Source organism: Mariprofundus micogutta, from assembly GCF_001895085.1.
GTDB lineage: Bacteria > Pseudomonadota > Zetaproteobacteria > Mariprofundales > Mariprofundaceae > Mariprofundus > Mariprofundus micogutta.
In genome coordinates, this window is sequence record NZ_BDFD01000017.1 from 34,500 (window position 1) to 54,533 (window position 20,034).

Genomic DNA, 20,034 nt, shown 5'->3' on the forward strand with positions numbered 1-20,034 from the left:
GAGGGGCGTGGCTCGTTAACCTGCTCGTCAGTAATGATTCACTCCTTCCAGCAAAGGAACGAAGGTACATGCATCTAAATACTCCTCCGTATAACCATTTGCCTGCTTGCGCCGTTTTACCAAACGATGATCACCGCCCTCTCCTTCAGGAAGCAACAACACACCGCCGGGTTTCAATTGCTGCAACCATACATCAGAAGCAAAGCCCCCTGCTGTGACAATGATCGCATCATAGGGTGCATAATCTTCCCAGCCGAGGCGACCATCAGCACATTTAAGCATGACATTGGCATGACGCGCTGCACGCAGGTTTTTGCGTGCCCGATCATGTAACGGCTGAATACGCTCTATGCTGTATACTCTGCGACAGAGTCTGGAAAGTACTGCAGTCTGATATCCGCAACCTGTACCGATCTCCAGCACACGCTCATGCCCCTGAAGCTCGAGCAGCTGGCTCATGCGGGCCACCATATAAGGCTGTGAAATAGTCTGGCCTGAACCAATAGGAAGCGCACAATCATGGTAGGCCCGGGAGGCCAGAGCAGAATCAACAAACAAATGCCTGGGGACTGTGAGCATGGCATCAAGTACGCGCTCATCGTTCACTCCTCTCGCAAGTAGCTGCTCAGACACCATACGCTGTCTGGGGCGTTCATACGCGAGATTTGATTGCATCAGTCAGACTCCATGACTCCAATAAAAAAATGGTCGGGACGAGAGGATTCGAACCTCCGACCACACGGCCCCCAGCCGTGTGCGCTACCAGACTGCGCTACGTCCCGTTTCATGGGCGATGAAGCATACTGAAAACAATAAATAATGATAGAAGATTGATAGCTTCGATCAATCGAGAATATGAATCAATCGAGCAGTTTATATATTGCGCTCAATTCCTCTTTAATTTGACGCAGCTGTGTCTGGCTGTCTTTCTGTTCGACGATGTCTTCCAGATCACCATTAAGCAGTCGCTTCTTGGCACCGCGAATGGTGAAGTTAAGATCATACAACAGATGTTTAATCTGCAACACGGCATACACATCACGATGACGATAAAAACGACGATTACCTGTCTTTTTCACCGGTTTGATATGTTTGAACTCGGTTTCCCAGTATCGCAACACATGTGGTTCAACACCACAAACATCACTGACTTCGCGAATGGAAAAGAAAAGCTTGTCGGGCAGATCCGGGACATGCAGACCCGCTTTGGCTAAAGCCTCTTTAGAACTCATTTGTCACCTTTAAGCAGCTTTTTCTTGAGTAAGGGACTGGCACGAAAGGTTACAACTGAACGTGGTGCAATCGTAATATCAGAACCTGTTTTAGGGTTTCTGCCACGGCGCGCATGTTTTTGACGTACAATAAAATGACCAAAGCCGGAGAGCTTCACGTTATCACCCTGCTCAAGAGAATCACGAATGACTCCGAGCACGGATTCAACGATCTGGGCTGATTCTTTTTTAGTCAACCCGACACGTTCATGAACGATTTTAGCAATCTCAGCTTTGGTCACTACCCTCACCCTCTAAACTGTTATAAAACAAGTCGTTGCCATTTCCTGCTAGAAAAAGCTTATGAACATTATCAGAAGCTCTTGTTCTGTCAAAGATTTTTTAAGTAATAGTAAAGTACATTTTTCTCATTTTGCAAGCATGGTAGTAGATAAATGCAGCTGCAAAAAATTGCTTTGGTGTTTACGCGGGGATCAACTGACCTTCATGCAGTGACAACATACGATCACATTCACGGGCTAATGTTTTGCTGTGTGTCACCATGATCACTGCTGCATTCTCTTCCCTGCACAACTGTTGCAACAGATCGAATACTTCATGAGCCGTACGCTCATCCAGATTACCCGTTGGCTCATCGGCCAGCAAAACTCTGGGTCTGGTCGCAAGCGCTCGGGCAACAGCCACGCGTTGTGCTTCACCACCAGAAAGTTTGGCCGGTATATGCTTCTCACGTTCTGCCATACCCAATCGCATGAGTAACTCTCTGCCGCGCTTGTTAGCAGTCTCGAGGGCAACGCCCTGCACCATGAGTGGCAACACCACATTCTCCAGCGCAGTCAGTTCCGGAATCAGATGATGGGCCTGATAAACAAAACCGATTTTTTCATTGCGCAGATGGGCCTGCTTGTTCGAACCCAGATCTTGAATGGCTTCGCCTGCCAGATATATTTCACCGGCATCAGGTCGCTCAAGCGTACCAAGTACCTGTAACATGGTGGACTTACCACTACCCGACTCACCGACTACGGCAAGAAACTCCCCTTCAAGCAGATCAAACTCTATAGCCCGAAGAATCTCCAGACGCCCGTCAGGGGCATCAAAACCCTTGCACAGGCCGCTGACTTTAAACAATGACTTACTCATATCTCAAAGCCTCAGCCGGCGGAACGCTGGCAGCACGCCAGGCCGGATAAAATGTCGCCAGAAGGCCCATAATCAGACTGGCCACTACGATCATCACCACAGATGAGAAATCTATGACGGAGGGTACATGGTCGATGAAATAGACTTCTCCGGACATGAACTGCATACCAAGCATTTTTTCAATCCAGGCCAGCAGCGGATCCAGCTTCCAGGCCAGCAGAAGGCCAAGCACACTGCCCAGCATCGTCCCTACACCGGAGAGCATCATGCCCATGAGCAGAAACACACGCATGACAGAACTGTGCGTTGCACCTACCGTTTTAAGAATCGCAATCTCTTTGCGTCGCTCCATGACCACCATCACCAGTGAAGCCACCATATTAAATACAGCAACCATAATGATCAGCGACAGGATCACTCCCATAGCAACGCGTTCTGTTTTCAGGGCATTGAAAAATGCGCGATGACGTTGCTGCCAATCTGTCACCCATGCACCGGTTGGCAGACTCTGGCGTGCCAGTTTCGCCACTGCATTCGCCTGATCCCTGTCATCCAGAAACAACTCAATACCAGTGACGCTATTGCCGAGACGATTGAGTCGCTGTACCGCCTGCAGTGGCGTGATAATCACACCTACATCGTACTCGTGAAAACCGGAATCAAAGATACCCACCAGTTCAAAGGCTCGCATACGCGGCGAGGCGCCCGAAGGGCTGATGCCGCCACTGGGTGACATCAAACGTACTTTATCGCCCACATCCAGGCCAAGTTTTCTGGCCAGCGTTTTACCCATCACCACTTCAAATGGAGAAACACCACTGCCGATAAAACGACCTTTAACAACATGAGCAGCAATATCGTCACTGCGTGTGGCATCGACACCTTTTAACAGTGCGCCAAATGCGCGCGAGCCATACGATGCCAGAACCTGGGATTGAATGTAGGGAGCGGCTCTTTTGACGCCAGGCAGAGATTCAGACTGCTGCAGCCATGCCGGCCATTCAGACAATGTATCACCGGGTCCTTGCACATCAATGTGAGAAGAAAAACCCAGTAGTTTATCGCGGATTTCTACTGCTGCCCCATTCATCACAGAGAGCACTACAATCAGTGTCATCACACCAATCGCAATACCGATACCGGAGCTCCAGCTAATCAGGGATACAAATTTCTCACTTCGGCGGGAGCGCAAATAACGCCGGGCCAGCATCCATTCATAAGAACGAAAGAATCCCTGCTTCATATATGCACAACTATAACTGCTGAATCTGGGTACATCGGCCCTCTCTCGTGATGATCAATCAGCTCAGGTAACGGAAATAAAGATAGGCATGCGCAATAGCGATGGAGATCAGCATCAGGCCGAAAGCATGTTTCATGAATACCAGAAATGCGATCGGGTGTCCTGCCCGCTGAGCAAATCCTGCTACAATCAGGTTTGCTGATGCACCGATCAATGAACCATTGCCACCCAGACATGCACCGAGCGCCAGTGCCCACCACAATGGCACCAGTGCTTCAGAACCACCGAATGTAGGAGCCATGCTCTGAATCAATGGAATCATGGTTGCTACAAAAGGAATATTATCAATCAGGGCAGATGCAATGGCAGATACCCACAGGATGGCTCCTGCAGTGGCAACAAAATCACCACCGGTCAATTCAAGTGTCTTGTGTGCCAACATTTCAATGACGCCGGTGTGCTCCACACCGGTCACGACAATAAACAGGCCGACAAAGAAGAAAATCGTTGTCCACTCCACTTCTGCCATAACACCTTCATAAGCATGATCCTTGTCATGCAGAGACTGGCCAAGCGTCTGTAAGAGCAATAACACGGCCGCTCCGAACATGGCAATCGAAGCTGGCTCCAGATGGAAGCTGTGCGCCACGGTAAAGCCGCCAATCACCAGAAACAGAACTGCCAGGCTTTTCTTCAATAGCGGCACATCTTTGATCGCTTCATTTTCATCAAAACGCATCACCAGCGCCTTATTCTCTTCAGAAGCATGCAGGTCTCGGCCGAACATAAACCAGATGGCCAGCAGGATAACAACGAAAATCACCGGCGTAATTGGCATCAGGTTAACCAGAAAATCATAAAAGCTGAGGTTGGCAGCTGAACCGATCATAATATTCGGCGGATCACCAATCAGTGTTGCAGTACCACCGATATTGGAGGCGAGAATCTGTGCGAACAGGTATGGATACGGCTTCACACCCAGGGCATCGGTAATCAGCAGTGTAACAGGTGCGATCAGCAGTACCGTGGTCACATTATCCAGGAAGGCAGAAAACACTGCAGTCACCACCGATAGCATTACCAGAATACCCCAGGGCTCGCCCTTCACCATCTTCGCAGCTTTAATGGCAACATACTGGAACATGCCTGTTTTCTGGCTGATTGCGACAATCACCATCATGCCGGTTAGAAGACCAATCGTGTTGAAATCAACGCCAGCCACAGCCTGCTGCTGGGTCACTACACCACACAGGATCATCAAGCCGGCACCAAGCAATGAGAGAACGGCCCGGTTAAAGCGCTCCATCATTATAAATGCGTATACGACCAGCAAAATAGAGACTGCAACCCAGGTCGGGTCGAGTCCAAAAATTACGGATGCTGCGATATGTTCTCCGGTGTTATGCATCATCACCGCCTTGTTCTGTTAATTTTAATCGGTCAAGAATATCACCTGCAGATACGACACCCAGCAAATGATGCTGAGCGTCAATTACAACCGCATATTCATGTTTGGTATAGGTAATCATCGCTGCTGCTACAGAAAGGAGAGATTCTTCCTCGCCCACTGTCAGTGGTTTAGGATCCATGATCTCCGATGCTTTTTCACATGCAATGACATCATATTGTTTCCTGAGAATGCCAAGATCAGGGGCGTAAGAGATCTGGTTCAGGTCGCCACTGACAATGTAGTTCGGCACAGTTTTTTCCAGAATGGTATGCGTAGAGATCACACCTACCACATGCCTGTTTTGATCAATAACAGGAACCATACGCAAACTGGCTGACCGCATTTTTTCGAGCACGTCACCTACCGCATCATCTACATGTGCAATAACGGCATCGGTGACCATAATATTTTTTACCAGCATATCGAGCTCTCCCAGCCTTGCTTTTACTCCGGCCTCATATGAGGAAACAGTAAAACATCACGAATAGAGTGTTGACCGGTCAACATCATCACCAGTCGATCCACCCCGATTCCAACGCCTGCAGCAGGAGGCATGCCAAATTCCAGCGCACGCAGATAATCTTCGTCCACACCAACTGCTTCCAGATCACCTGCAGCCTTGGCCTGAGCCTGTGCGACAAAACGGCCACGCTGGTCGTCCGGATCATTGAGCTCTGAAAATCCGTTGGCCATTTCACGTCCGGCAACAAACAGTTCAAAACGATCCGTTACTGTAGGCTCGTCGTTATTGCGACGTGCCAGTGGAGAAACATCTACCGGGTAATGGGTAATAAAGGTCGGCTGATCCAGCTTTCCTTCAACCAGCTCTTCAAACAGAGCCACCAGATAATGGCCGGCTTTCCAGGTGATCAATGGTCTGAAATCCGGAATTTCCTGCAGGCAAACTGTTGCAAGCAACGCCTTATCATTGGCATGACCTCTGAGGTCAGGGCGCTTTTCAAATACCGACTCATCGAGCCTGATACGCCTGAATGGTTGGGAAAGATCAATCTGTACCCCCTCCCATTCTACAGCTGCAATACCAAGACCATCAGCAATGCCACGAATCAAACCTTCAGTTGTATCCATAGCATCATTAAAGTCAGCATAGGCTTGGTAAAATTCCACCATGGTAAATTCAGGATTATGCGTTGCATCCAGGCCTTCGTTGCGGAAATTGCGGTTGATTTCGAACACGCGTTCAAAACCACCCACCAGCAATCGTTTCAGATACAATTCAGGCGCAATGCGCAGAAACAGTTCCATATCCAGCGCATTATGATGCGTGGTAAATGGACGTGCAGCGGCACCACCGGGCTGCGATTGCAACATCGGTGTTTCCACCTCAATAAAATCACGCGTTTCCAAGCCCTGACGCAGCAGTGAAACCACCTTCGAACGTGTCCTGAAAGTCTCGCGCGATTCAGGCGTCACCATAAGATCTACATAACGCTGGCGATAACGCGTTTCGATGTCGGACAGGCCATGCCATTTCTCCGGCAATGGGCGCAGACATTTGGAAACCATCTCGATATGCGAAACCTTAACCGATAGTTCACCTGTTTTGGTGATAAACAGGGTGCCTGTAGCACCAAGGATATCACCCAGATCCCATTTCTTGGTCGGGTTATAGACTTCTGCTCCACCGACAGCATCACGATTCACAAACAGCTGAATCTGACCGGAACCATCCTGAATTTTGATAAAGCTTGATTTACCCATCACACGATGGGCCATCATACGCCCTGCTACCCGTACTTCATGGCCAAGTTCAGCCAGTACTTCAGGATCGACGCCGCCAAAACGACTGTGAATCTCCGCAGTCGAGTGATCTGTACGCCAGGTATTACGGTAAGCCTCACCCTGACCACGCATGGTCTCCAGTTTTTCCCGACGAACGAGAATCTGCTCGGAGGTTTGCGGCTCAGATGCTTGCGCTTTTGCTTGTTGCTGGTCGGTGGTGTCCGAAACGTTATCGCTCATGCTGTTTTCAATTAACGGCTATGCAGGTCCAGATCAGAAAAGAAAAATGCAATTTCAATTGCAGCATTCTCTTCAGAGTCAGAGCCATGTACGGCGTTAGCATCAATAGAATCAGCGTGGTCTGCACGAATCGTACCGGCTTCAGCTTCTTTCGGATTGGTAGCACCCATCAACTGGCGATTCAGTGTGACAGCATTCTTGCCTTCAAGACACATTGCCAGAATCGGGCCGGAACTCATGAAAGAGCAAAGATCTGCAAAGAAAGGACGTGCTGCGTGAACTGCATAAAAACGGCCTGCTTCTGAACCACTCAGATGTGTCATCTTTGTAGCAATGACTGAAAGACCGTTTTCTTCAAAGCGACGAATAATGTCACCAATAACATTTTTACCGACGGCATCAGGTTTAATAATAGAAAGTGTGCGTTGAACTGGCATTTTAGAATCCCCCTAAGGTAACTGTGCAGCTTCACTGCTGCGGCGGCGGCACTCTAGATGAGTGCACCTCAACTTCCAAGGTCAGAAGTCAGGATATACCAGCGGATCTTCCAGCCCCAGCCTCTCAAAACCCTTTCGACGGTAAAAACAGGAGTCACAATGACCACAGGGAGCCCCATCTGGACGTGGGTCATAACAGGAACTGGTCAATCCATAATCAAGACCCAGCTCTGTCCCCAGCTTGATTATTTCATCTTTACCCAGCTCGATCAGAGGAGCCGATATTTCCAGTTTTTTTCCTTCGGATCCCGCTTTTGTACCGATGCGTGCAGCCTGAACAAACGCTTCGAGAAATTCTGGCCTGCAGTCCGGATAACCCGAGTAATCCACCACATTGGCTCCAATCACCAGATAGGAGGCGGCAACGGTTTCAGCCAAACCTGCAGCCAGCGAAAGAAAGATAAGGTTCCTGGCCGGCACATAGGTAACAGGCACGCCGACATGATCCTCATCATCTTTAGGTACTGCCAGATCAGATGTAAGGGCTGAATGCCCAATAGTGCGCATATCAACATTGATGATTCGGTGATCAGTCACTCCAAGTGAGGCAGCCACACGAGCAGAAGATTTCAACTCCACCTTGTGACGCTGACCATAATCAAAGGCAACAGTATGGCAGTCCCAACCCTGTGTTTTAATGGCCCAGGCAAGGGCCGTACTGGAATCCAGACCACCTGATAACAGTACAACTGCCCTGTTTTGTTTTCCCATGGCTTATACTCCCGTTGCCTGTGCGCCCCAAATCACCTTATGCAACTGTAATTGCATACGTGCAGGCAACCTGTCTTCCAACATCCAGGCACACAGGTCACTGCCAGCAACAGAGCCATAAGCCGGAGACATCAGCAAGGTTGCTTCACATGCCGCAAGGTTATATTCGACGATAAATTGCCTGACCCATTCGTAATCATCACGACTGGTAATTACAAACTTCAGTTCATCATTGGCCGTTAACAAGGCAAGATTTTCAAGTCGATTACGTTCCACTTCCAAACTGCCCGGCGTTTTAATATCTACAATGCGATGGACAGATTCGGGCACCTGATCAATCAGATAGGCACCGGATGTCTCCAACTGAACAATGCAATCCAGTTTGCCCAGTTCTTTTAGCAGCTCAATGCACTGCTTCTGGGCCAGAGGCTCACCACCAGTGACCAGCACTAACGGCCTGCCCTGTCGTTTTACCTCGGCAATAATGGCTTCCATTGCCATCCATTCGCCGCTATCGGTAGGTATGGCCTGTGTTGTATCACAATAGCCGCATCGCAGAGGGCAACCTGCCAGTCTGATAAAAGTGCACGGCGTACCAGCCAGCGTACTTTCTCCCTGGATACTGTCATAAATCTCATGAATGCGAAGACGTAGCCTGGAGACAGTTATTGCGGATTCTCCGCGGGTTGATCCCCTACAGCTTGATCTTTTGCAACCGGCTTGGCGTTCATTTCCGCCAGCCTCTCCCGAGCCTGTTCAGCCGGAGTTGAATCTGCATGTTCCCTAATCAAACGATTATAATATAGCGTAGCAGCACTGGCATTCTTTTGAGCTTCTGAAATCTGGGCCAGCTTCAGCAACGAAGCCGCATGCTTCACGCTATTTGAATAGTGGTCAGCCACATATTTAAAGGCAAGCAATGCACTCTGATAATCATGCTGCGCGTAACGCGTTTCACCCAGCCAGTACCAGGCCTGGTCAGCATGTTCACCATCGGGATATTTATCGAGCTGTGCGTTAAATGCGGTCGATGCCTCATCGAAACGACCACTCTTCAGAGCCAGATATGCCGCCGTATAGGCATTTTTTTCAGCATCTGCCTCAATAGCCGGATCAACCTGAGGTTTCACAGCAGCAACAGGTGCGGCGATAGGTGCATCAACTTCAGTTGTTCGATGTGTTGTTTTTCTGGAAGGTGCAGCTGCAACTGTCTTTTTCCTGACTGTCCCCTTTCTTTTAACAGTCTGCATGGCTTTCAACTGGGCAATCAGTGAATCGATCTGACGCTGTTGTTTGTTATTCTCTTCTTCCAGAAGCTTGATCTGAGCATCTGCATCCACAACCTTCTGGAGTAATTCGGCCTCAGACTTCTGCTGATTCACTTTGATATCATGGACTGAACGGATGACGGTATCCTTATCCTGGGCCCATGTGATTTTCTTGTCATTGTTGGCACATCCAGCCAATGCTGTAGTGCATAACAAAAGGACGGCCATTGGAAAAACCAATGGCCGCCTCTGAGTTTTCACAGCAAGTGGATTAGCGGGCGACAATGTCACCGCGACGATTCTGAGCCCAGCATGCTTCGCCGGCGCCCTTGCAGACAGGACGCTCTTCACCGAATGATACAGTGTCGATACGTGCAGCACTTACGCCTGCAGAAGTCAGGTAGTCACGCACGCTGTCAGCACGGCGCTGGCCGAGAGCCAGGTTGTATTCACGGCTACCACGTTCATCACAGTTACCTTCAACTGTAACACTCGAATCCGCATTAGCATTCAACCATGCAGCATAACCATCCAGCGTTGCACGTGCAGACGCATCCAGGTCAGACATATCAAACGCAAAATAAACAGAGTTGCTTGATGGCTTCATCACTGTAGGAGTCGCTACAGGTGCGACAGTCTCAGTTGGAGCTGCAGCAGGAGCTGATTCAGTTGCAACTTCAGTTTTCTTGGCACAACCAGCAAACATCAGTGTAGCTGCAGCCATTGCAACCAAGAGTAATTGTTTTTTTGAACGTGTAGTTTCCATTTCTCTCTCCCTTATAACATCTAGGTTTAGACGTATAGTGACATTTGCATGTCTGCAGTCAACCTTTGTAATCGAATTATCGCCTATATATCAAACATTTTCCAGCTTTTGTTCATGCACGCTGGAAATCAGTCTAATGTCGTGACCAGGCAGCATCAGAGGCATCTATATTCGGCGGAGTTATTGGCTCCTCTCTCCCCCCCCAGCTTGGCACACGATAAACACGTCTGACCCGATGTTTTTCAGCCGAATACAACAGCATCTGACCATTGGGAGACCAGGACGGTGACTCGACACGCTCACCGGTTGCAAGATAGCGAATATCCTGACCATCAGGACGTACCGTTGCGACTGCATAAGACCAGTTCTTCAATGAAATCATGGCAATCCGGTCACCCATAGGTGACCAGACCGGAGATGTATTATAACTCCCCTGAGTGCTGACTAACTGCGCCCTGCCACCTGAAACTTTTTTGCGATACACCTGCGGCTGGCCTGAACGATTGCTGACAAAGGCAATCCACTTGCCATCTGGAGACCATGTCGGCGTTGTATCAATGCCTTTATGATTGGTAAAACGGGACCATGTTGCATTTTTAATATCGTATATATGAATATCAGTATTGCCGCTGTGTGAGAGCGTGGCAGCCACATAGCGACCATCATGGGAAAATTCAGGCGTACTGTTCAACCCCTTGAAATTACCAAAGGCATTGCGTGCACCGGTTCTTAAATCGAAAAACTCCAAACGAGGATGATTTCCCACATAAGTATTCAATGCCACCTGCCGCCCGTCAGGCGACCAGTCAGGGGAAAGCAACAGGGTGAAGTTTTTACCCACCGGCTGGTTGTTAGCACCATCCTGATCCATATAAACCAGATCTGAATATTCACCTCGCTTCTGAACGTAAAGTATATGGCTGGTAAAATAACCCGGAATACCCAGCGCCGCACTGTAAATCTGATCGGCCACACGATGCGAGAGCGTACGCAAAGCAGCAGTGGAACTTTCAACAACTACGCTTGTAAGCAGCTTGGCGCGAAACGGATCATGCACTTTGATTTCCGCCCGCCAGCCCTTGTCTGTTTCACTGAAGTTACACAAGGCAACAATATCTGCGCCGATGATACGCCAGTCACCATATTCCACTTTCTCCCAACTCTCCTGAAAGGAGGCTAAAAAAGCCATCGGATCAATAGCTGCAAAGGATTGGCTGGATGTGAGGTCATTTTTAATCACGCCATACACCATACTCTGCTTGTGCCCGGCTGCCTGACCGGCCTCCAGTACGATAGCAACCTTCAAAGGTTTATAGGTTGATTGATAGATATCAAATTCGGCAGCGTGAGATAGAAATGAAGCAAACAGTGAAATGAATAAAATGACCGTAAATCGCATGCCGGAGTTATAGCGTTTGAGGACAGTGAAAACAAGGTACAAAAAAGGCTGACCATGCGGCCAGCCCTTTTTACATCAAACACCTTGATTAGTGGTTTGCCATATCCTGCTCAGGGTTCGCACTGATATTATGGATGGCCAGATCTGCCCCCATATATTCATCTTCTTCGGAGAGGCGAATACCCATAGTCGCCTTCACAAGGCCATAGACAATAAAACCACCGGCAACCGCGATTGCAACACCGGTCAAAGTGCCGACCAACTGGGCCATAAAGGTTACGCCGCCAGCTCCACCCAATGCCGTAGAACCAAATATTCCAGCTGCAATCCCCCCCCACAGCCCTGCTCCACCATGCAATGGGATCACGCCCAGAACATCATCAATTTTCAGCTTGTTCTGAATAAACTGAAAGCCAATTACAAAACCTGCCCCACCGACAATTCCTATCACCAGAGCGCCAATCGGATGTACGATATCGGAGCCAGCACAGATAGCTACCAAGCCTGCCAATGCGCCATTGTGCACAAAACCGGGATCGTTTTTACCCGCAATAAGGGCCGCGATCAAGCCACCCACCATAGCCAGCAACGAATTCATCGCAACCAAACCTGAAGCGCCCTCAGCTGTACCTGCACTCATCACGTTAAAACCAAACCAGCCTACACAGAGTATCCATGAACCCAATGCCAGAAATGGAATGTTTGATGGAAGTATCGCCTGCACACGCCCACTGCGGGTATAACGTCCTTTGCGTGCCCCGAGCAATACGACTGCACCCAAGGCCAGGAATCCACCCATCCCATGCACTACTACAGAACCTGCAAAATCATGGAAAGAAGCACCGAAGCTTGCTTCCAACCACGCCTGATATCCGAAGTTACCATTCCAGATCATTCCTTCGAAGAAGGGGTAGATAATTGCCACTAAAAGTACCGTCGCCATTGCATTGGGCCAGAATTTCACACGTTCGGTGATGCCGCCTGAAATAATAGCCGGTATCGCTGCTGCGAAGGTCAGCAAAAAGAAAAAGTGCACCATTTTGTAACCGTTGGTCGCATCACCCAATACATTCAACTCTGCAACCGGAGCAAAAAAGTTAATGCCGTATGCCACTGCAAAACCGACAAAGAAATAGGCAACTGTTGAAAAGCCAAAATCGGTAATCACACGTACCAGTGCATTCACCTGATTCTTCTTACGAACTGTTCCTACCTCCAAAAAGGCGAAGCCTGCATGCATCGCCAGAACCATAGCTGCACCCATGGTGAGAAAAAAAACATCTGTATTCATTTTATTATATCTCCCTGAATTATTCTAATTAACTTAATGCTTCTTCATTTTCTTCAGTGGTGCGAATGCGAACCACACGCTCAACAGTCGTGACAAATATCTTACCATCGCCAACCTTGCCCGTACCCGCTGCCGAACATATCGATGAAACAACTTCATCCACACGGTCACTGGGCACAACAACCTTCACCTCTGTTTTTGGAACGAAATCCACATTATACTCCGCCCCGCGATATAGTTCAGTATGCCCCTTTTGTCTGCCATGACCCTTCACCTCGGTAATTGTCATGCCAGAAATATTATTTTCGATCAGTGCATCTTTAACATCATCAAGTTTAAAAGGCTTGATGATAGCCGTTATCATTTTCATTGTATTACCTCCTGAGTGATTAGCATCGTTCTACCTCCTTGTTTTTGTTATTAACTACCAGCTTTTCCAATAGAATCTGTTGTGCTGCAAGCATGCGCGAATGCATCAATGGCTGCAGAATTCGTGTCTGCTTTTCCGAGCGTTCAATCATGTTGAATCGATCTGTAAATATGTCCGCAATCAGATCAAACGGCACCAGCATGCGCGGCACCAGAGCAGCAAGCCCCTGCATCTCAGTGGCATGCAGCTCTGAATGTATGGCATCAAAGAGACGTTGAAGCGCCCTGACTTCATTTTCCAGATTGCGGCAACGCATCACTTCGGCAGCCAGAGCGAATGAAATACGTCCATTTTCGCGTGCCAGTGCATCCCATTCATCAGATTCAATTTGCGGGGCATCCATTCTTTCCATCAAGAGAAGCATCTGTTTATATAACCGGGCGACACTGTTGTCCTCTGACAAACGATCATAAATGCGCATTACGCAGGACATCAATGCCATCAGATTGCGTAAAGAATAGAGCGCGTGCCGAATCTCCTGAGATGAGTGATTTGATGCATGCGTGGTTGGACAGATAACAAATGAACCGGAAGGTATGGGGTATGCCTCTGTAAAACCGCACAGATAAAATGCATCATCATACAAGCGCTGTGCAAACAGCTCGCTTCCGATTGTCTCTTTCATCACAGGCAGCTGCATCGGCTCTGCCGCCACATTTACGGCATAATTCATTGCAGGCATCAACAGCCCCTCATCCTGCCAGATTGAAGGTTCGTTCAGGTCGCGTTCAAAGATCTGTGCTATTGAAGAACGACTCCAGATACCGAAGAAATAGAAATAATCGGAGGCCAGAGAATCATCTGTTAACGAAATAATAATCGTCACGGGACTGCCACGACGTGTCACATCAAATGCCATAATGTCATCTTCCCAACTGATTTCAGCATCATGAATATCGAGAAAAGACAACATACTCATACAATTACCAACAAACTCTTCGCGACTGGCCTCAGCCTTATCATAGGCCCAGACATGACCGGATACAGGCAACTGACTAGGCTCAAGCATACGATCGTTCAACGACAGTGCATGCAGCATCACAGATGAATGTTTCATGTTTAAATACTCCTTTAAAAAGGTAATAGCAGGGAGCGGGTTTGCCGCTCCCTGCCTACTTATAGAGAATGCTAATCACTTACCGGGTGTTTATTTCCTGCACTCTCTACAAACTCTTATTTGCGTGTCTGAGTGAATTCCGGATATGCCTCCAGACCACACTCACCCACATCAAGACCTTCATACTCTTCTTCTTCCGACACGCGGATTCCGACGATTGCCTTGACGATGAACCAGACAATAAAGCTGGTTACAAATACCCAGCTAAAGATCACGCCGATACCGAGCAACTGCGCTGAAAGCGTTGCATCAGGATTACTCAGACAAACTGCGAGCAGGCCCCAGATACCTACCACACCATGTACGGAAATCGCACCAACCGGATCATCAATTTTAAATTTGGTATCCAGAATAATAATTGAAGCAACCACCAACACGCCTCCAACTGCACCGATCAGCGTAGCCACTTCAGGTGAAGGTGTGAGCGGTTCAGCAGTAATGGAAACCAGACCAGCCAGTGCACCGTTCAGCGCCATGGTCAGGTCCGCTTTGCCGAACCAGAGACGGGCAATCAACAGAGCTGCAATACAACCACCGGCCGCAGCCATATTGGTATTCACGAACACCATGGCAGTTGCATTTGCTTCAGCAATATCGGAAACCTTCAGCTCGGACCCGCCGTTGAAGCCGAACCAGCCCATCCACAGGATGAATGTACCGAGAGTTGCCAAAGGAAGATTCGCACCGGGAATTGCATTGACTGAACCATCCTTGCCATATTTACCTTTACGCGCACCCAGCAACAGCACACCGGCCAGGGCCGCAGCAGCACCCGTCATATGTACAACACCGGAACCTGCAAAATCAAGGAAACCGGCAGCATCAAGGAAACCTCCGCCCCACTTCCACATGCCCTGTACAGGGTAGATGAAACCGGTCAGCACAATCGCAAAAGCGAAGAACGCCCACAGCTTCATACGTTCAGCGACAGCGCCCGATACGATAGACATGGCAGTTGCCACAAATACAACCTGGAAGAAGAAGTCTGACAGGTTCGAGTAATACGGCGCATCTTCACCACCGGCCAATACAGCTGCAGCTTCATTGTCACCACCAAGACCGAAGCTGATGCCCGGAATCATGGAAGAGATCGCATCACCATACATGATGTTATAACCGACCAGCATGTACATCACACAGGCAATGGAATAGAGCACGATATTCTTGGTCAGAATTTCAGCTGTATTCTTTGAGCGAACAAGGCCAGCTTCCAACATTGAGAAGCCGGCGGCCATCCACATCACAAAAGCGCCCATCACCAGAAAATAAAAGGTGTCGAGTGCATATTTGGTTTGCAGGATATCTCCTGATAACTGTTCCATTGTCATATCCTCCTTAGCTCAGTGCATCTGCATCGGTTTCACCGGTGCGGATACGGACTACTTTCGAAACGTCAGTAATAAAGATTTTACCATCGCCCACTTTTCCTGATCGTGCTGCATCAACAATGGCATCCACGACCGCATCGGCCTGTTCTGTATTGACCACGACTGAAATTTCAGTCTTGGGTACAAAATCAACATTATATTCTGCACCTCTATACAATTCGGTATGGCCTTTTTGACGGCCATGACCGCGCACTTCAGTGACTGTCAGACCGGTCACACCGACCTCAACAAGTTTATCTTTCACATCATCCAGCCTGAATGGCTTGATAATGGCTCGAATCATTTTCATAATCGCATCTCCTTAAGTTTCTTACACAGGTTACTTGGGGGTTCGGGAGACGGTTGCAGCCGTCTCCCTTCCTTTTTCTAATCAGGGAGATCAGAAACCTTTAGTAGGCAAAGTTCACACCAGCCACGAACTGGTTGGCATTCTTTGGCTTACCTGTATACGTTGGAATTGAGACCATCAGTGAAGGTGTCATGGTAACATCACCCACTGTTACATCTTTACTCAGCGAAAGATCAACATGCCCCAGTTCTTTCTTGGTTGTTGGAAATGCGGTTGGATTAGCTACATCTGTTGAAGGCAGGTAAAAACCGAAGTTGGCACCGAAATCAAAGCCACCCATCGAGTGCCCCAGGGCAACATCAACATATGCATCTTTCTGCCAGCCGCCAGCATTTGCCAGAACTGCATTATAATAAGTAACAGACAGAGGTCCGTAGCCAACACCAGCGTAAGCTTCACCTGTATTCGCGGATGCACCGTTAAGATATGCGTAGTAGATGAAACCAAGTGAATAACTCAAATCACCCACTTCACCGGAGTAATCGATTGTAAAATCGAATTCAGTGGTATTGCCACCGGTTGCACTATTACCCAGCGGGGCTGCAAACCAGACATTGGCAGACAAGCCGTTTCCCGCATCAACACCGAGATCACCCTGTACAGATGCAGTTGAAGACGCCTGCATACCACGCCACATATATTGACTGAATACACCCACGTCACCGCCGACACTCATACCTTCGGCCTGGGCTGCGGTTGTAGCCAATCCTGTTGTCATCAAACCTGCAGCCATCATCATGGGCAGGTATTTTTTCTTCAATTCCATATTGCTCTCCTTGGTGTATATAAAAGTGCAGATCAATCTGCGTATGCCAACTACTTAGCAGCCTCGATGCCAACACCTCTATTTTTTCAAATTTGTTATATAGTAAGGGTTTAGCTAATTCACACCTCACACAATCCGATTGTGTTTGCCTATTTTTTAGGCTCAAAAGCCCATGTATTAGGCATGCAAGCGGGGCGAAATTATCCCTAAGCACTTGCAGGTGATTTAATTGAGATGAGCCGTTAGGTTTGCTGACCAAGATCAGGATTAAAGGTAGGCATATGAATATTGATTTCGCATTAGCACCCTGGGGCATGGCATTTGCCGGGTTTATGTACATTATGGGTAACGGCGCCTGGATGAATCATCTGGCCAGAAAAAATGCATGGATGGGCTGGTTACTCTGGATCATCTCTGCAGCAGTTGTGCTGGTGCTTGGTGCAGCTGTGGAACAGAATCTGGCCGGCAAATCGGACATCTGGACAATCCTGAGCGGCGTAAGCATGGAAAACCACTGGATTATCATTACCCTATATGCACTGATCTCTATTCCCGGAGCTGCCAGTGTACTGTTTGGACAGGCCGCTTCATGGACTCAGCTTGCCGTACTGGCAACCACCCTGATTATATTTATTCCACTCGGTTCACAACTGCAGGATCCTAATGATAGTCGTCTGATGCTCAGTCTCGGCATTACTCTGGCTGTCGGCGGACTGATGTGGTTGTGGTCGGTCATGCTTGATTGCGACCCTGAACACAAACGCAAGACCGTACCTGTTGAGGAGATGGACCAATGAAACATTCAGGAGCAAGGGCTGCCACGCTTGTCGAGGCTCTCCCCTACCTGCAGAAATTTGCTGACCAGACCATCGTCATCAAATATGGCGGCAACGCCATGGTTGAAGAAGAACTGAAAGCCAGTTTTGCCTCAGATATCACCCTGCTCAAGCAGGTCGGCATTAACCCGGTTGTAGTACATGGTGGCGGCCCTCAAATCGGCAACCATCTGGCTAAAATCGGCAAGGAAGCGAAGTTCATCGACGGCATGCGAGTCACTGATAGTGAAACCATGGATGTCGTGGAAATGGTGTTGGCAGGCCTTGTGAACAAGGAAATCGTCGGCAACATCAACAAAGCCGGCGGCAAGGCAGTCGGTTTGTCCGGAAAAGATGGTGGTTTGATCTGTGCCAGAAAAATGAAAATCGAGAAGAATGCACCCGAGTTGGATGTGCCGGAAATCATCGACCTCGGTCATGTTGGTCATGTTGAAAGTATTAATACTGAAATCCTGAGTGTACTGGAAAATGACCGCTTCGTTCCGGTGATTGCCCCTGTTGGTTACCACAAGGCTGAGGGCCAGAGTTATAACATCAATGCCGATCTGGTAGCTGGTGCCATTGCTGCATCGCTTGGAGCTGCCAAGTTGATTTTACTTACAGACGTGGCCGGCGTACTGGATAAGGACAAACAACTCTGTTCCAAACTCAGCACCTCTGAAACCAGAGCACTGATTGCAGACGGCACCATTGCCGGCGGCATGATCCCCAAGACAACATGCTGTCTGGATGCTGTCACCAGCGGCGTTCAACAGGCCCATATTATCGATGGTCGTGTGCCACACGCACTGTTACTTGAAATCTTCACCGATGACGGTGTCGGGACAGTATTCTGTCAGGATTGATAAGCCCTATTCTGCTTTGATCAAAAGTGGATGAATTTTAATGGCGAAACGTATATGCTGCGCCGCCTCTAATTTTTAAAAACATACAATGTACAGGAGAATGCCACATGGCTTTGAACGTCTATTACGATAAAGACGCAGATCTTTCGATCATCAAAAGTAAAAAAGTAGCGATTATTGGTTATGGCTCACAGGGCCATGCACACGCGACCAACCTTAATGATTCCGGCGTAGACGTCACTGTCGGCCTGCGTGCAGGTTCTTCTTCTATTGCCAAAGCTGAAGCGCATGGCTTGAAAGTAAGCGGTGTTGCTGAAGCTGTTGCTGCTGCAGATATTGTCATGGTACTGACACCTGATGAGTTCCAATCTGTACTTTATCGTGAAGAACTTGAGCCAAACCTGAAACAGGGTGCAACGCTGGCCTTCGCTCACGGTTTTGCGATTCACTACAATCAGGTTGTTCCACGTGCTGATCTTGATGTTGTGATGATTGCGCCTAAAGCACCGGGTCACACAGTTCGCTCTGAGTTTGTTCGTGGCGGCGGCATTCCGGATCTGATCGCTATTCATCAGGATGCTACTGGCACAGCTAAGGAAGTATGCCTCTCTTATGCATCAGCAATCGGTGGCGGCCGTACCGGCATTATCGAAACTACATTCAAAGATGAGACTGAAACAGATCTGTTCGGTGAACAAGCTGTACTTTGCGGTGGTGCTGTTGAACTGGTTAAAGCCGGCTTCGAAACTCTGACTGAAGCGGGTTATGCCCCTGAAATGGCATATTTCGAGTGCCTGCACGAACTGAAACTGATTGTGGACCTGATGTATGAAGGCGGCATTGCCAACATGAACTACTCCATCTCCAACAATGCAGAGTATGGCGAGTATGTGACCGGCCCACGCGTGATCAACGATGAGTCACGCAAAGCGATGAAAGAGTGTCTGCACAACATCCAGTCTGGCGAATATGCCAAGCAGTTCATCCTTGAAGGATCAACCAACTACGCTTCCATGACTGCAGCACGTCGTAACAATGCAGCACATCCAATCGAAGTAACCGGTGAGAAACTTCGTGCGATGATGCCATGGATTAAGAAGATCGTTGATCAGTCCAAAAACTGATTCATCGAGATATTTATCTCGACATCAACCAAAAAGGGAGCCAATTGGCTCCCTTTTTTTATTTTTTCACACTGCTGTCCGGTTAAGGAATTAGCAGCAAGAAAACAGGCCTGAATTCCCAACGATTATGGTAAATTTGTAGTTATCCAGACAGCAAATTCACAGAACGGAGAACTCAGGCCATGAAGCACATTAA

At 48.5% G+C, this 20,034-nt stretch carries 23 protein-coding genes and 1 tRNA gene; 3 read left to right on the forward strand and 21 right to left on the reverse strand.

Annotation, left to right across the window (positions count from 1 at the left end):
* Positions 1–27: 27 nt before the first annotated feature.
* From MMIC_RS09445 to MMIC_RS09545, 21 genes are all read right to left on the reverse strand, one after another.
* On the reverse strand, positions 28–675 hold the full coding sequence (locus MMIC_RS09445) for a protein-L-isoaspartate(D-aspartate) O-methyltransferase (protein WP_072660221.1): 648 nt from the start codon (positions 673–675) through the stop codon (positions 28–30).
* A gap of 30 nt (positions 676–705) precedes the next feature.
* Positions 706–782: transfer RNA gene (locus tag MMIC_RS09450), tRNA-Pro, on the reverse strand.
* A gap of 78 nt (positions 783–860) precedes the next feature.
* Positions 861–1,232, reverse strand: coding sequence for a MerR family transcriptional regulator (locus tag MMIC_RS09455; protein WP_072660222.1), 372 nt, complete (start codon positions 1,230–1,232; stop codon positions 861–863).
* Positions 1,229–1,513 (reverse strand): integration host factor subunit alpha, encoded by a 285-nt coding sequence (locus tag MMIC_RS09460; protein ID WP_072660223.1) that lies wholly within the window; start codon positions 1,511–1,513, stop codon positions 1,229–1,231. Before MMIC_RS09460 ends, MMIC_RS09455 begins: the two co-directional genes overlap by 4 nt.
* Before the next feature lie 181 nt (positions 1,514–1,694).
* Entirely contained in the window at positions 1,695–2,375 is a 681-nt protein-coding gene (locus MMIC_RS09465) for an ABC transporter ATP-binding protein (RefSeq protein ID WP_072660224.1), read from the reverse strand.
* Positions 2,368–3,618 (reverse strand): lipoprotein-releasing ABC transporter permease subunit, encoded by a 1,251-nt coding sequence (locus MMIC_RS09470; protein WP_227819462.1) that lies wholly within the window; start codon positions 3,616–3,618, stop codon positions 2,368–2,370. The genes MMIC_RS09465 and MMIC_RS09470 overlap by 8 nt, the downstream gene beginning before the upstream one ends.
* Before the next feature lie 58 nt (positions 3,619–3,676).
* Positions 3,677–5,026 (reverse strand): ArsB/NhaD family transporter, encoded by a 1,350-nt coding sequence (locus MMIC_RS09475; RefSeq protein WP_072660225.1) that lies wholly within the window; start codon positions 5,024–5,026, stop codon positions 3,677–3,679.
* Positions 5,019–5,489: a CBS domain-containing protein gene (locus MMIC_RS09480; RefSeq protein ID WP_072660226.1), complete on the reverse strand. Its 471-nt coding sequence runs from the start codon at positions 5,487–5,489 to the stop codon at positions 5,019–5,021. Before MMIC_RS09480 ends, MMIC_RS09475 begins: the two co-directional genes overlap by 8 nt.
* Positions 5,490–5,512: 23 nt before the next feature.
* On the reverse strand, positions 5,513–7,051 hold the full coding sequence (gene lysS, locus MMIC_RS09485) for a lysine--tRNA ligase (protein ID WP_072660227.1): 1,539 nt from the start codon (positions 7,049–7,051) through the stop codon (positions 5,513–5,515).
* A gap of 11 nt (positions 7,052–7,062) precedes the next feature.
* Positions 7,063–7,488, reverse strand: coding sequence for a nucleoside-diphosphate kinase (gene ndk, locus MMIC_RS09490; RefSeq protein ID WP_072660228.1), 426 nt, complete (start codon positions 7,486–7,488; stop codon positions 7,063–7,065).
* An 81-nt stretch (positions 7,489–7,569) separates the two neighbouring features.
* A complete protein-coding gene (queC, locus tag MMIC_RS09495; protein WP_072660229.1) occupies positions 7,570–8,259 on the reverse strand; it encodes a 7-cyano-7-deazaguanine synthase QueC in 690 nt (229 codons plus the stop codon).
* A 3-nt stretch (positions 8,260–8,262) separates the two neighbouring features.
* Positions 8,263–8,901 (reverse strand): radical SAM protein, encoded by a 639-nt coding sequence (locus tag MMIC_RS09500; protein WP_307157750.1) that lies wholly within the window; start codon positions 8,899–8,901, stop codon positions 8,263–8,265.
* Between the two features lie 23 nt (positions 8,902–8,924).
* The gene (locus MMIC_RS09505) at positions 8,925–9,755 is read right to left on the reverse strand and encodes a tetratricopeptide repeat protein (protein ID WP_072660231.1); all 831 of its coding nucleotides are present in this window, start codon (positions 9,753–9,755) and stop codon (positions 8,925–8,927) included.
* 43 nt (positions 9,756–9,798) lie between these two features.
* Positions 9,799–10,293 (reverse strand): peptidoglycan-associated lipoprotein Pal, encoded by a 495-nt coding sequence (pal, locus tag MMIC_RS09510; protein ID WP_072660232.1) that lies wholly within the window; start codon positions 10,291–10,293, stop codon positions 9,799–9,801.
* Between the two features lie 133 nt (positions 10,294–10,426).
* Positions 10,427–11,692: a Tol-Pal system beta propeller repeat protein TolB gene (gene tolB / locus MMIC_RS09515; RefSeq protein WP_072660247.1), complete on the reverse strand. Its 1,266-nt coding sequence runs from the start codon at positions 11,690–11,692 to the stop codon at positions 10,427–10,429.
* A gap of 88 nt (positions 11,693–11,780) precedes the next feature.
* Positions 11,781–12,983: an ammonium transporter gene (locus tag MMIC_RS09520; protein ID WP_072660233.1), complete on the reverse strand. Its 1,203-nt coding sequence runs from the start codon at positions 12,981–12,983 to the stop codon at positions 11,781–11,783.
* A gap of 28 nt (positions 12,984–13,011) precedes the next feature.
* Positions 13,012–13,353: a P-II family nitrogen regulator gene (locus MMIC_RS09525; RefSeq protein ID WP_072660234.1), complete on the reverse strand. Its 342-nt coding sequence runs from the start codon at positions 13,351–13,353 to the stop codon at positions 13,012–13,014.
* A 19-nt stretch (positions 13,354–13,372) separates the two neighbouring features.
* Positions 13,373–14,470: a hypothetical protein gene (locus MMIC_RS09530; RefSeq protein WP_072660235.1), complete on the reverse strand. Its 1,098-nt coding sequence runs from the start codon at positions 14,468–14,470 to the stop codon at positions 13,373–13,375.
* Between the two features lie 116 nt (positions 14,471–14,586).
* Positions 14,587–15,852 (reverse strand): ammonium transporter AmtB, encoded by a 1,266-nt coding sequence (gene amtB, locus MMIC_RS09535; protein WP_072660236.1) that lies wholly within the window; start codon positions 15,850–15,852, stop codon positions 14,587–14,589.
* Between the two features lie 13 nt (positions 15,853–15,865).
* A complete protein-coding gene (locus tag MMIC_RS09540) occupies positions 15,866–16,207 on the reverse strand; it encodes a P-II family nitrogen regulator (RefSeq protein WP_072660237.1) in 342 nt (113 codons plus the stop codon).
* A 100-nt stretch (positions 16,208–16,307) separates the two neighbouring features.
* Positions 16,308–17,033: a TorF family putative porin gene (locus MMIC_RS09545; protein ID WP_072660238.1), complete on the reverse strand. Its 726-nt coding sequence runs from the start codon at positions 17,031–17,033 to the stop codon at positions 16,308–16,310.
* 281 nt (positions 17,034–17,314) lie between these two features.
* Here MMIC_RS09545 and MMIC_RS09550 point away from each other — a divergent pair, with 281 nt between their 5' ends.
* The 3 genes from MMIC_RS09550 to ilvC all read left to right on the forward strand — a co-directional run bounded on the left by MMIC_RS09550 (position 17,315) and on the right by ilvC (position 19,838).
* A complete protein-coding gene (locus tag MMIC_RS09550; RefSeq protein WP_072660248.1) occupies positions 17,315–17,830 on the forward strand; it encodes a hypothetical protein in 516 nt (171 codons plus the stop codon).
* Positions 17,827–18,714 (forward strand): acetylglutamate kinase, encoded by an 888-nt coding sequence (gene argB, locus MMIC_RS09555; RefSeq protein WP_072660239.1) that lies wholly within the window; start codon positions 17,827–17,829, stop codon positions 18,712–18,714. The genes MMIC_RS09550 and argB overlap by 4 nt, the downstream gene beginning before the upstream one ends.
* Positions 18,715–18,827: 113 nt before the next feature.
* Entirely contained in the window at positions 18,828–19,838 is a 1,011-nt protein-coding gene (gene ilvC / locus MMIC_RS09560; protein ID WP_072660249.1) for a ketol-acid reductoisomerase, read from the forward strand.
* Positions 19,839–20,034: the final 196 nt, after the last annotated feature.